This is a genomic window from Marinobacter sp. LV10R510-11A, from assembly GCF_900215155.1.
Classification (GTDB): domain Bacteria; phylum Pseudomonadota; class Gammaproteobacteria; order Pseudomonadales; family Oleiphilaceae; genus Marinobacter.
This window is the reverse complement of the sequence record NZ_LT907980.1, coordinates 3,897,709-3,910,435: the sequence shown is the minus strand read 5'-3', so window position 1 is coordinate 3,910,435 and position 12,727 is coordinate 3,897,709. Positions and strand designations below refer to the sequence as shown.

The 12,727-nt window shown below is 54.1% G+C and carries 10 protein-coding genes and 1 riboswitch; of the genes, 4 read left to right on the top strand and 6 right to left on the bottom strand.

Translation table 11 applies throughout. From position 1 onward, the window contains the following. Nucleotides 1–61 precede the first annotated feature (61 nt). A riboswitch (cobalamin riboswitch) is annotated at nt 62–267 on the bottom strand. A gap of 58 nt (nt 268–325) precedes the next feature. Further along, nucleotides 326–1,219 (bottom strand): U32 family peptidase, encoded by an 894-nt coding sequence (locus CPH80_RS18810; RefSeq protein WP_096280259.1) that lies wholly within the window; start codon nt 1,217–1,219, stop codon nt 326–328. Nucleotides 1,220–1,232: 13 nt separating this feature from the next. Next, nucleotides 1,233–2,228, bottom strand: coding sequence for a ubiquinone anaerobic biosynthesis protein UbiU (gene ubiU, locus CPH80_RS18805; protein ID WP_096280257.1), 996 nt, complete (start codon nt 2,226–2,228; stop codon nt 1,233–1,235). A 293-nt stretch (nt 2,229–2,521) separates the two neighbouring features. On the opposite strand from ubiU, the gene CPH80_RS18800 reads away from it, so the two are divergent. Continuing rightward, nucleotides 2,522–4,549, top strand: a complete 2,028-nt coding sequence (locus CPH80_RS18800; protein WP_227520252.1) for a methyl-accepting chemotaxis protein — start codon at nt 2,522–2,524, stop codon at nt 4,547–4,549. Between the two features lie 72 nt (nt 4,550–4,621). On the opposite strand, the gene CPH80_RS22725 is transcribed toward CPH80_RS18800, so the two are convergent. From CPH80_RS22725 to hemN, 3 genes are all read right to left on the bottom strand, one after another. Next, nucleotides 4,622–4,753: a putative transporter small subunit gene (locus CPH80_RS22725; protein WP_218972037.1), complete on the bottom strand. Its 132-nt coding sequence runs from the start codon at nt 4,751–4,753 to the stop codon at nt 4,622–4,624. Beyond that, on the bottom strand, nt 4,750–6,429 hold the full coding sequence (locus CPH80_RS18795; RefSeq protein ID WP_096280256.1) for a sodium:solute symporter family protein: 1,680 nt from the start codon (nt 6,427–6,429) through the stop codon (nt 4,750–4,752). Before CPH80_RS18795 ends, CPH80_RS22725 begins: the two co-directional genes overlap by 4 nt. Nucleotides 6,430–6,899: 470 nt before the next feature. Then, nucleotides 6,900–8,318, bottom strand: a complete 1,419-nt coding sequence (gene hemN, locus CPH80_RS18790; RefSeq protein WP_096280254.1) for an oxygen-independent coproporphyrinogen III oxidase — start codon at nt 8,316–8,318, stop codon at nt 6,900–6,902. A 182-nt stretch (nt 8,319–8,500) separates the two neighbouring features. On the opposite strand from hemN, the gene CPH80_RS21750 reads away from it, so the two are divergent. Beyond that, nucleotides 8,501–8,632 carry a cryptochrome/photolyase family protein gene (locus CPH80_RS21750; protein ID WP_227520251.1) on the top strand — a complete coding sequence of 44 codons (132 nt, stop codon included), beginning with the start codon at nt 8,501–8,503 and terminating at the stop codon, nt 8,630–8,632. Nucleotides 8,633–8,732: 100 nt separating this feature from the next. Next, a complete protein-coding gene (locus CPH80_RS18785) occupies nt 8,733–9,971 on the top strand; it encodes a transporter substrate-binding domain-containing protein (RefSeq protein WP_096280252.1) in 1,239 nt (412 codons plus the stop codon). On the opposite strand, the gene CPH80_RS18780 is transcribed toward CPH80_RS18785, so the two are convergent. Next, nucleotides 9,968–11,656, bottom strand: coding sequence for an HAD family hydrolase (locus tag CPH80_RS18780; RefSeq protein WP_096280250.1), 1,689 nt, complete (start codon nt 11,654–11,656; stop codon nt 9,968–9,970). The genes CPH80_RS18785 and CPH80_RS18780 overlap by 4 nt on opposite strands. A gap of 156 nt (nt 11,657–11,812) precedes the next feature. On the opposite strand from CPH80_RS18780, the gene CPH80_RS18775 reads away from it, so the two are divergent. Continuing rightward, nucleotides 11,813–12,724, top strand: coding sequence for a cation diffusion facilitator family transporter (locus tag CPH80_RS18775; RefSeq protein ID WP_096280248.1), 912 nt, complete (start codon nt 11,813–11,815; stop codon nt 12,722–12,724). Nucleotides 12,725–12,727 lie beyond the last annotated feature (3 nt).

Genomic DNA, 12,727 nt, shown 5'->3' with positions numbered 1-12,727 from the left:
GGAGGCCATCCACGGGAAATCGCCCCATGCATCAGCCAGCTGCTCACCCTAAGTCGCGAAGGTGCAGTATTTTTGCCTTGGCAGGTCTTCGGACTCAGGGGCACGAACCTTTCGGCTCTGCCTTACGTGGCGACTTCCCGGCTTGCGCCAGTGTCATCATTACCACGCTTGTTCCCCAATACCGCTGCGCGTCAGTTCCGGACTCTTACCGGATTCCCGGCCACTAAACACAACATATAGTGGCAAACCAAGACAAAAACACTATATACGCGATTCAAAGGAGTTTCAACAAAAAAACATATATTTTACTACTTATGCCTTTTCGTCAGGAAGGCACCAAATCCATCCCCGGCCTTCCATACCAGTAACCATTGCAAGGCGGCGCCTCAACAAGCTGCAGCGGGTCGGTTGCTGGGGCTTCGCCACGGCGCGCCTGATCAAAGCGGCGGACCACTTCATCCATGCCCTGATGCTCTGGGCTTAGGCGTACAGTGGACACTCCCATTTGCGCCATATCCGGCATTTCCCGCATCAAGTCGTAACGAGCACCAGACAAAGTAGAAGTGCCGTTAAGGCGAAACAGCTCTTGGGATTCGCGGGAGCGCAGCTCCATACCATCTGGGTGCTGCAAACAGCGGAACTCGCAGTTGTCTTTGGGCAGGTTGTAATGCCGGGCGGTAAAGCAGCGGGACGACCATGCCAACGGCAAAAAGCCCCAGGCAAAAACCTCTGCAGCTAAATCCAGCCCTTCCGCTTCCAACTCACCAATCAATTGGCGCAGGGTTTCACGGCCCAGCTCTACCGGTAAGTTCCAGCCCTTCAACCCCTGCTTTGCTAACAGTTTCAGGGTTGCGCTGTTGTAGATGTTCATGGAAGGGCCAGTCACAAACGGCAGATTGTTCTGAGTGGCCAGCTGTAGAGCGCTCTGATCATTAGCCTCTACTAGATACTCCTGCTGGCTGCAGATTTTGCGCAGGGCCCGCAAATCCGCTTCGGATTCAATCAGCGTTTGTGTTGAGAGCACCACCTGCTTGCCGCAATCCTTGAGCACAGCGGCAATCTCCAACCAATCCGCCAGCCTCAGCTCGCGTCGGCGGGAACACACGGTTTCTCCCAAATATACCGTATCAACCGGCCACTCGGCGGCGTTGGCGTAAAAATCAAAAACGGTTTGTTTGGACCAGAACCAGAGAATCGGGCCTAGAGAGAGCTTCATCATGGATTTTTCAGCCTCATTTCCATTTGCGGTGATAGGCGCCGAGGGTGGTTAGACCACCTTCAGACAGGCCCGCCAACGTGCTATTCCAAACCGGGTCCACACGAAACCCCTCGGCACCCGCATCCAACCTATCCAGCGCTTGGCGCCAGGTGCGGGCAACATCGGCAATGTAAGCCGGGCTACGCTGACGGCCTTCAATCTTCACAGCGCTAATGCCCAGCTCCTTCAGTTCTGGCAACAGATCCAGAGTATTCAGGCTGACGGGCTCTTCGATGGCGTGGTAAACACTGCCTTCCACTTCAAAGCGACCTTTGCACAACGTGGGATAGCCGGCAGATTCGCCTTTGCCGTATCGATCGATAAGCACATTATTAAGGCGGGATTCCAGGCCATTCGGGGTTTCCTGCCAGCGTACAGCCTTGGCTGGCGAGCAGGCGCCACGGGTATTCGGAGATTCGTCTGTCAGGTAGGAGGAGAGATAACAGCGCCCTTCTGCCATGATGCACAGGCTTCCAAACGCAAACACCTCCAGCTCTACCGGGCTGTGCTTTGCAACACCGCGCACCTGATCTATGGACAACACCCGTGGCAACACCGCACGGCGGATATCAAAGTTGTCTTTGTAGAAGCGCAGAGCTTCGTAGCTGGTGGCCGAACCCTGAACTGAAAGATGCCGGTTAACCTGCGGGTGCTTGTTTGCGGCGTATTCCAGCAGCCCCATGTCGGCCAAGATAATCGCATCCACCCCTAGGGCGGCGGCTCTGTCTACGGCCGATTTCCAAGTTTCCCAACCGTCTGGTTGCGGGTAGGTATTAATGGCACAGAATACCCTGGCACCTTTGCTATGGGCGTAGTCGACGCCCTCGCCTGCTCGCCTTTCATTAAAGTTGAGCCCTGCGAACTGGCGGGCATTCGTGCTGTCCTTAAACCCCAAGTACACGGCATCGGCACCGTTATCCACTGCCGTTTTCAGTGCCGGTAAGCTACCGGCCGGGCAAACAAGTTCCATGGGCTTTCTCCACGTAAAAGTTCCACAGACCATACGCCGGGCACTTGCCCCGGACATTGACCTTTGTCAGCAGAACCCTTGATACCCGGCATGCCTCCTCCGACTACCCATTAATGAGTACTCCACGCACCATTACGTATAGCCACAACTTTTCGTTATAAAATGAGGAATTAACAATAACTAACAATGCGTTACGAGAAACCCTATACCACCACAGGTACCTCGTACTGTGAATAGCAACGGATACTAAGCTTGCCCACAATGGTCGTCACTCACGAATACAAGGGCTCCCGATGAAGAACATCATCAACAACCTTTCCATGCGCGGAAAACTCATCACGCTTGTGGTGCCGACCTTGCTGATTATCGTCTACTTTGCGGCTGAAAGCGTTGCATTGAATACAGGCGAACTTGGCGATATGCGCGAGCTGCGTTCTCTAGTTCAGTTGGCTGATATCGGCGATCCGCTGATCAAGACGTTGCAAAAGGAACGGGGGCGATCTGCCGTGGTACTTTCGAGCGGTTCGGACCGCGATGCGGCCCGCCAAGCGGAGCAAGCGTTAACCATGCAGCGTCGTCAAACCGACACCCAGCTCCCGGAATATCACGCGCGCATTACCAACCTCACACAGGAAACTACTTTCGGCCCAGCTGTTACCAATAGCATTCAGTCCGTGGAACAGGGTTTGGCCATTCTCGACCGACTTCGCAGCAGCGTCGACAAAGGTTCTATCAATGGCAGTGAAGCCGGGATTCGTTATACGCAACTGATTACCGGGTTACTCAGCCGGATCCCGTTGGTCATTTCACGGTCTACCGATCCGGAGCTGACCCGCAATATCAATGCCTACTATGCTCTGGCGGAAGCAGCTGAAGCGGCCGGTAAAGAACGCGCTGCGGGAGCTGCCCTAATCAGCGGTGGAAATTTCGACCTACCCGCCATCCAAAAAATCGCTACATTCGAAGGCCACCAGGAAGCTTTCATTCGGGAGGCCGGCGCCATGCTGACTTCGGACTCCACGCTGCTTGCGGTACTCAAAAATCTTCCGGTCACTAACGAAAGCCGCGACCTTCAGGAAAAGCGGAACACCTTATTCAGTAGCCCCTCAGGCATGTACGCGCTGGACGCGGTGGAGTGGTTTGATATCACTACTGAGCGGCTGGGCAACCTGAACGACTTACGCAAAACACTGCTCGAAAGCACTTCAACGGCTGCAACTCAGGGCGTCGCGAAGGCTCGCCATGATCTTTTTGTGGTTTCAGGCATTGCCACAGCCGCCATCATCGCTGTTTTTGCGCTGATGCTGCTCATGGTCAGCGCCATCAACCAACAGATCAACAGCCTGCTCGACGGCGTACGTTTCGCCATGGACAACAAAGACCTTACGCAACAGATTCACATATCCAGTAAAGACGAAGTCGGCACCATCGGACGTGCAATCAACGAACTGTTCGGCCGGTTTGGCAGCGCCCTTCAGCACATCGACAGGGCCAGTGTTCAGCTTGCAACAGCCACCGAGGAGACCAGTTCAACCGCCTGCCAGAATGCCACTCAAACCAAGAGCCAACAGGAACAAATAGAACAGGTCGCTGCTGCTACCGAGGAAATGTCAGCCACGTCAGAACAGATTTCGCGGAATACCCAGCAAGTGGCGGATGCCGCCAATACCGTCATGGTGAGAAGCCGTGCGGGTGAGGAAGTTCTGCAAGGCAGCGTGCGCCGCATACACTCTCTGGCCAGCTCTGTGAAAGATGTAAACGACGTTATTGAAGAGCTGGAGAAGCGCAGCGGTAGTATCGTGGAAGTCATGGATGTAATTCGCAAGGTTGCAGACCAGACCAATCTACTGGCCTTGAACGCAGCCATTGAAGCCGCCCGTGCCGGTGAACATGGCAGGGGGTTTGCCGTCGTTGCTGACGAAGTTCGCACTCTGGCTCGCCAGACGCATGACTCCACCACTCAGATTGAAGACATTATCAATGGCTTTCAGGTGATCACTGAAAATGCCAGCCGCTCGATCGTTGCCAGCCACGAACTGGCTAATGAAGCCAGCGAACAGTCCTCAGAGTTGGAGCAGACCTTTGCCGCCATCCTCGGAGACGTTAACAGCATCTCTGACATGGCAACCCAGATCGCCGCCGCATCTGAGCAACAGGTTGCGGTAACTCGGGAGCTGGCAGGAAACATGGAAGCTGTCAGTGAGGTGGCCATACTGACACTGACCGGTTCCCAGGAAATTTCCCACGTAACCGGTGAACAGGCGCGACTGGCCAGGCAACTGCAGGATCTGGCCAATGAGTTTAAGGTTTCAGCCGCCTGAGCTCACTGTATTGGATGAAAAACGGGAGCCAAATGGCTCCCGTTTTATATTCACGCTTTTTGCACTCTAGCGTCAGACCATACCGCTATCTGATTTACGTGCCTGGACAGCGTCTTTCACAACCGCACCGCAAATAACCGCCAATACACCAAGCGTGAGGGCCGGCCACACCAGAATATAGGTACCGTATACAAGTTCGCTCATGAGTGTGCTCCTTCAGGGATTATAGTGGATTCATCTTCATCTACAGCGTTGTCGTAGTCGCCAACGCGCTGTTTGATCAGGTCGAAATCGAATCTGTCTTTATTAAACAAGGTAATTGCGGTGCACACGACGGCGCTAGCACCGTAGGCTGTCAGAGACGCGGTAAGAACCATGTAATCACGCAGGAAACCAGTGGCGTATACCAGCATGAGCACTGCGCTAACCGCTCCAACGGTCAAACCGACCACGCGGCCAAAGAAGCCAAATGCCATCATCCCGAACACGACAGCACCGCCAACCGAAGCCAGCACTTCAAAGAACAGTACGGTTGCACCGGTCATTTCCAATAGCTCAAAGCGCGCGATGCAGAACAGGGCCATGGCAACAACCACGGACCATGTAAAGGCCGCATTGGTCACCCTGTCCCAATAGCAGCTGACAATAACGGGGAACACAATGGCGCCCCAGAGCGCACCAACAAACACCAGCATCATCAGAATATCCAGGGAGAAGCTAGCAAAGATCAAACCGGCGACGGTTGCAACAATCATGGTGATGCGCCCTATCAATAGCATCTTCTTAGGATCCGGATTGTTCTTAGCAATGTTTTTGCCATAGATATCCGCCATCACAATGGCTGACAGAGCCGACAGATCCGAGTCGGCCGTTGACGACAAAGCACCAATAACCAGCACGAAGAACAGAGCCACGAATGTCGGCGGCAGATACGTCGAGACCATTTGCGGGATCAGGTTGTTCATGTTGCCGTTCACAGGCTCCAGCCCCACGGTCAGTGCCATCAACCCGATCATGCCGAGGCCAATAACAATGGCGCCGTAACCCAGCGTTGCCGTAACAAACGTCCGCTTGATGTGTTTTTCGCGCACTGCAAACAGACGCTGGGAGATGGTCTGGTTACCAATGGCATACGCAAGCACAGCCACAAAGAAGGGCGCGCCCTGATTCATAATTGCATCAACGGAGAAAAAATCTGCTTGCTGGTCGGTCAGGTTCTGTAAGCCTTCAACCATCACAGATGGCCCGCCGACAGAAAACAATACGGCGGGAATAATGATAACGGTGATGGCCATCAGCGCAACAAGCTGGGCAAAGTCCGTGAACACAGAGGCACGAAAACCTGAGGTGAGTGTGTAACTAAGCACCCCTACCCCGGCGACGATCACGCCCGTTTGAAATGAAAGCGGCGAAAGCACGGATACCAGAGCGCCCGCTGCGGTAAAGTTCACCATCAGGCTGATAATGCTACCAAGAATATTGGAGCCGGCCAAAATCAGCTGGCTGGACGGGCCGTGGCGGGCGTGAATCAGCTCACCAAGGGTATGGCCGTTAGGGGCCAATTTACGGAAGCGCCGGCCAAACGGGTAGATGAACAAAATCATCAGTGCGCCCCAAAGGCCATAGTGGATCGGACCAGATACGCCGTAGGTGTAACCCGATGTGGCCGCAGCGTAAAACGATGCAGCCCAGATCCAGGTTGCCGTCATACTTGCCGCACCCATACCAAAACCCACGTTATGGCCTGCAACCATAAAGCCCGAGGTATCTTCATTTTTTTTGCGAATCAGCAGGGTGAGCAGATAGGTGCCGCCATAAAACGCGACCAGTAACGACATAATTGTCAGCACTGAAAACTGAGCAAAACCGTTCTCGTTCAAATCAGGACCTCTTTAGCTATAGCAGTGCCCGTCAGAACTGACGACGTACGCATAGGCTCGACTGCTTGGGACACGAGCATTCAACAAGCTCGCGGAGCGCGGAAAGTAAAAATCGGAAGGAACACCCTGAGGTGTCGGCAAAAAGCAGAGACGCTATTTCACCAAGGCGTGAGGGTCGCTATGGAAAGCGGAAGCGTATATACAGCCGTGAAATTTGTTTAGTAGTCATTGCAATTATAGCCTCTTCAGCCCTGAATTCAGTTGGCAGAAGCTGCTTTTTTCCGGCCGGGAAGGTAGCCAAGAAAGGTGTCTGGCCAGCACAACGCCTCTAATTTAGGGCGCGTGATCTGAATTTTCTGTAAGGAACACTTAGAAGCTACTCCAAAAAAAGGCGCGAGTCCAGTATTTAGAGGTCGTAAGAATTTACCGGGGCACGAAAGGCCCCGGATTGCGGCAGGTGTGAAGATCAATCAGATAATGCGGGAAAACCGCTGGCTGGCGCCTTCTTTGCGATAAAAATCGAAGATCTGGCAGATGGCGCGAATCAGCAATCGACCAGCGGGCTGTACCTGCAGTATTTGGCCGTTATCACTAACCAGTTCATCGGCAATCATAGGCTTTAGACGGCTGAGCTCGTCTGCAAAGTAACGATCAAAATCTTCGCTCCATTCGGCTGCAAACTGCTGGCGATCCAGACGGAATTGGCAGATAAGCTGGCCAATCACCCACCGGCGAAGACGGTCGTCTCGGGTCAGGTTTACGCCTTTGGTAATCGCGAGCTGGCCGGCGTCTATAGAGGCCTCCCATGTGGGCAGGTCGTGGTTATTCTGAAAGTAAGCGTCGTCTGTCTGGCCAATGGCAGACACTCCCAAAGACACCAAATCACAATCGGAGTGCGTGGTATAGCCTTGGAAATTCCGGTGCAGCCGCCCGGCACGTTGAGCCACCGCCAAGCTGTCATCCGGCTTGGCAAAGTGGTCCATGCCAATGTATTCATAACCCGCCTCAAGCAGGCGGTTAATAGTGTTATGCAAAATGATCAGTTTCTGCTGCGGCGATGGCAGCGTGTCGTCCTTGATTCGGGTTTGCGGATAAAAGCGATCTGGTAGGTGGGCATAGCTAAACACAGACAGCCTGTCCGGCGACATTTCTAGCACCACTTCCAGAGTATCCGCAAAGCTCTCAGGGGTTTGGTGCGGCAGGCCGTAAATTAGATCAAGGTTGATTGAATGGAAGCCAAGCTGCCGCGCCTCGTTCAGAACTGCTTCGGTCATTTCCCGGGGCTGGATCCGGTTGACGGCTTTCTGAACTTTCGGGTTTATATCCTGCACACCCAAGCTGATGCGATTAAAGCCAAGTTTCCACAGTGTCGGCAGGGTATCTTGATCCACTTCACGGGGATCAATCTCCACACTGTAATCTCGCTCATCTCCGCTTTGCAGATTGAATAGCTCGGCGTAGCCCTCCATCAGTTCCTGCATCACGTCGTTGGGTAGGAAGGTCGGTGTGCCCCCGCCCCAATGCAACTGTTTTACCGGGCGATCCGCGCCAAACAGCTCTGACTGCATGGCCGCTTCCTTCAGTACACGCTCAACATAGGGCATGGCCTTGTCGCGCTTCTTGGTAATCACCTTATTACAGGCACAGTAGTAACAAAGGTGCGCGCAGAACGGCAAATGGGTATACAGAGACAGCGGTCGGTTGCTGGCCTTACTGCGGGCTGCTGCCTGCACCATTTGCTCCACTGGGTAATTCTGATCGAACTCCACGGCTGTTGGATATGAGGTATATCGTGGCCCGCTGAGATCGTAGCGTTTGATCAACGCATCATCCCAGATGAACTCCGGAAGTGTGGATTCAGCAGTCTGCGGTGCGGGATTGGAAGCCATAATAAAAACTCTGTGCGTGTAATGGGAAGACTAGCCGAGGCGCGGAGCATTATATGCTGGGCAGGCGGCGCGCATCTTGATGCGAGTCATCTTGAACAATATTAGAATTTTATCAGCTTGACGCCTGAACCACCCTTGAGCTCAAGGCGTATTCTCACTACCACCTTAGGGTAATTGCCTGCATGCCTCTAAGGGCAAAATCCGCCTGTCGCCGGAGCGCGCTTAAAGGGGCTGACCGCGAGCGCGACAGAATCGTTATGGCGGAGGTTCATGAAGAAGCCAATTACACCAATCACCATACGAAAAAGGGCTGAGAGCCTGCTGGCCCATATTGAGGTCATTTAAAAAAGCCTTTGCAACTGCTAGTGTCCTATATACTTTATACCTCGCTGACAAACGGAATGAGCAGTCTTAATGGAATATCAAAAAATTGCACTTGGTGTCTTAGCAATGCTTGTGTTTCAAGTATGCTTGGCACAGCCAGCTGAGCTGAACCTTGTTACCTTTGAAGCTCCGCCTTATCAAACCGCGGGAGCTGATGGAGATGATCGCGGGGCCATAGGTGGCGAAACCGTAGACACCGTAACCTGTGCCGCAAAGCAGGCCGGCTGGTCTGCGCAAATTACCGTGGCGCCTCAGAGGCGCGCTATCTATTCGTTGAAACGAAACATCGCAGACGGCTATTTTGCAGCAGACCCATCCGCAGAACTGGATGCCATTGCCAGCCGCAGCAACCCGGTTGCTCTGGAGAAGTGGTACTTTTTTACCACTGACCGATCGGCCAAGCCCAGCAAGCACCGGATCGGCGTTGTAGATGGCAGCAACGAGGAGGTCTGGCTGGAGACAAATGGCTACAGCATTTACCTGAGTGTTGCCTCGCCCAGCCAGCTACCTGCGCTGCTTGAACGAGGGCGAATTGATTCTGCGCTAATGGATGATCGATTGATGGAAGGGCTGAACGCCAAAAGCAGCTCCCCCGTAGATAGCCTGCATTCGCATTTCCTTCGTTACGCTCCGCTGCACCTTTATGTTAGTGAAGTCTTTGGGAAGAAGCACCCGGAATTCCTGCCCGCATTCAACCGTGCGCTTCCGGGTTGTATGGAAAAAACGCTGACGCTAACCGGCCGGGAGACACAGCACATTGAGGCTCTGACAAAACAGTTGCTAGCTGAACTGACGGAGCTGCTGGACGTACAGCAAGCCCTAAAGGCCGGCCCACAGCCGGAAACCCTCGCCGAAGTGCTTACCATCGATGGCAAATGGCAAGCCTTGGCGCCAGAGGCCACGCTGCCACTGGCGGCGCACATTCTGGCGCTGCCCGCATCAGAAACCCTGGAGACTTGGCAGAACGCCTATCAGGGCCTGGTCACAGAAGCCATGGTGGTTAATAACATGGGTGCAATCGTAGCCATGAGCCGGCTCACCTCTGATTTCTGGCAGGGTGACGAGCCTAAGTTTATGGAAGTGGCGGGAAGCGGGCCTGCAGAAGAACCACGCGCTCGAAAAGCGCTTTTTATCTCACCCATTCGTTACGATCGCTCAACCGCCCGGTTCCAGATCACAGTGAGCGTGCCCGTGTTTTCTAGCGCCGGCGAAGCTCCTAACGGGGTAATTGTGCTGGGTTTAGATATTGATAAAGCCATGGGCATTTAAGGCGGCCCCACTTCGCAGGCAAGCACCAGCGCCCAGAACTCCGAGAAGTCATTTACCACCACATCGGGCTTGTCCGGGTGCTTGTGGGTGCCCGGGAATATCCGGTTCAGCCAGGGCAAGTCCCACTGTGCGCCGTTAAAGAAAACGGACGTCATGCCGGCGCGTTTGGCCGCAATCACATCTGTGGTGCTATCACCGACGTACCAAACACTGGGGTCAGGCGGATAGTCGAGCTTCTGCACTGCCAGCAGGAGCTGATCCGGGTGCGGTTTACGCAGGGGCGTATCGTCACCACAGACATCCACATCAAACAGCTCCACCCAGCCGGTATCTTCAACAGCCGCCAGTTCATGCTCGAAAAACTCGCGGTCGCGATTGGTAATCACACCCACCTGAATGTTCAGGCGTCGCAATCCTTCAAGCACCGCTCGCACCTTTGCTTCAAACGCTTTTACTGTGCCGTAGTGATTACGGTAATGGTGATTGAACGCCTTATGCGCAACCTGCTTTGCTTCCTGATCATCGCCAAAGAGCACTTCAAAAATATCTGTGCGAGAGATCTTCCGGTCGGCCTTCACCTTGGGGTGAAGTTTGGCAAACTCACGCACGTAGGCCACTAGCTTCGCATCTTCCGGGGTCTTACTGTCCTCGGGCGTGACCATTCGCTGCATCAACCCGAGTGTGTGGAAATCCGGGAACATGTCATCCACCGCGTGGTACATGGCATCGAGCGTATCCACAAGCGTGGCGTGCCAGTCGAACAGCACTATCTCCGGACGAATGAGCCTGACCACGGCAGGGTGCCAGTCAGATTCTATTCGCGGTTCCGGGCGGTCAGGCGGAGGAAAGGGGCTGGGGCGAACCTCTGCCGGAGTGCGCAGGAATTTCTCTGGCTCTGCGCGCTCTATCAAGGCAAGAAGATCCATCAGTTCTTCAAAGCTGTCCAGTACGGCCAGAGGCGCATCACGCCGGGAAAACCAGCCGCGAATACGATCTGGCTCCCAGCAAGCACCGTTGTAGAAGATACCGGAAACATCGGCTCGACTGGCCGTGAGCATGTCTACGTAGCTGTCGCCAACATACCAGGCGCGGGTATCTGCCGGGAGGTTCAGGTTCTCCAGCGCTCTGTTAATTACCTGTGGATCAGGCTTGTATTGTGTAACGTCATCGGCGCATACGGTTGCTTCGAACAGATGCTGCCAACGACCCTCATCAACGGTTTTCAGCTCCTTATCGAAAAACTCTCGGTTTCGGTTGGTGGCAACAGCCAGCCGAATACCCATGGCTCGTAGCGCGCAGAGATATTCATATGCTCCTGGCTGAAAAGGCCGAACCTGCCCAAAATAACGGCGGTACGCCTGATTGTAGGCTTGGTGAGCAATTAATTTGGCGGCTGTATTGTCACCAAAAATCGCGTTGAATATGTCGGTTCTTGATACCCGCCGCTCCGCCAGAATACGCGGATGCAGGCGCCGGAAAATACGAATATAACGAACCAGCCTCGCATCATCTTCAGTGCGGCACTGCCCTTCCAGCAGCAGTTGATCCACCAGCCCTAGTTCTTCGAGTTGTGGCAACATATCTTCCATGGCACTGAACATGGCGTCGTGGGTATCCACCAGGGTTCCATGCCAGTCGAATATCAACACCGAGGGCACAGCCAAGCGCTCGCTCAAGCGATCCATAAACAATCCTCTGGCGTTTCAGAAACGTATAAGTGTTGCCCATCAGTTAACGCCATATTGGTAAAATGTACAAAGCCGCATCAATGCGGCTTGACCCTGTATCAACTACAGGGTTTTTACTAACGCAAACTTACTCCAACAGTTCAGGGCGCGTTCATGCACAACCACAGTCACGGTCATGGCCACAGCCACGCGGAACACTTCGACACCCACAATCGTGCTTTTGCTATTGCTGTCTTTCTCAACCTGGGGTTCGTGCTTATTGAAGCCGTTTACGGCGTGCTAGCCGGCTCTCTGGCACTGCTAGCCGATGCCGGGCACAACCTGAGCGATGTTCTGGGACTGATTATGGCCTGGACCGCAAGCTGGCTGGCTAGCCGCAAAGCCACAGACCGAAACACCTACGGCCTCAAAAAAACCACCATTTTGGCGGCTCTGTTCAACGCGCTGTTTCTGATTGCTGCTGTTGGGGGTATTGCCTGGGAAGCCATTCGCCGGTTCAACGAACCCTCCGAAGTGGCAGGGCTGACGGTTATCGTTGTGGCCGGCATTGGCGTGCTGGTTAATGGGCTTACCATGCTGCTGTTTCTAAAAGGTCAGGAAGGCGACCTGAACATTCGGGGCGCGTTCCTGCATATGGCGGCGGACACACTGGTGTCCGTGGGCGTGGTGATTGCCGGAGTGGTCATCATGGTCACTGATGTGCGCTGGATTGATCCGATGGTCAGCTTAGTGATTGCAGTAGTGATATTTATCGGCACCTGGCGGCTACTGAAAGACTCCGTAAGCCTTGCGGTTGATGCCGTACCCAAAGGCATTAACCCGGGCGATGTTGCTGAAAAGCTGCAGTCCTTGCCCGGAGTGGAATCCGCTCATCATTTGCATATCTGGGCGCTCAGCACCACAGAAAATGCCCTGACCGTACACCTTGTAAAGCCGAATTCCGGAGACGACGATCAGGTAATCGAACAGGCTACTCACATGCTGAACCACGATTTCAACATCCAGCATGTGACCATTCAGTGGGAAAGGGCCATCTCTGGCTGCCCGAATGCTTCCGGGTGTTGACGG